General features: G+C 39.0%; 1 pseudogene. It reads left to right on the top strand.

Going from position 1 to position 241, the window contains the following annotated elements:
- Positions 1-241: pseudogene (locus tag Ga0466249_RS26250) on the top strand (ISNCY family transposase); the annotation flags it as partial.

Raw genomic sequence — 241 nt, 5'->3', positions numbered from 1 at the left:
ACATTTCAACCGTGGATCAAGCTAATGCTTTCCTAGCAAAATACATTTCTTTGTTTAATGATCACTTTTCTGTTCAATCTGAATCGGTAGAGTCTGCTTTTAGGCCCTTATCAACGTCTTTGAATATTGATGCTATTCTATGTGTTAAACTGACTCGTTCTGTTGATGCTGGTGGAGTCTTCTCCTTTTACAATCGCCACTTTAAGGTCATTACATCCTCTGAGCTTCCTTTGCTTCCAGC

Origin of the sequence: Pelorhabdus rhamnosifermentans (assembly GCF_018835585.1) — a bacterium.
GTDB classification, from domain to species: domain Bacteria; phylum Bacillota; class Negativicutes; order UMGS1260; family UMGS1260; genus Pelorhabdus; species Pelorhabdus rhamnosifermentans.
The sequence above is the reverse complement of the archived record's forward strand: the minus strand, read 5'-3'. Positions and strand labels throughout refer to the sequence as shown.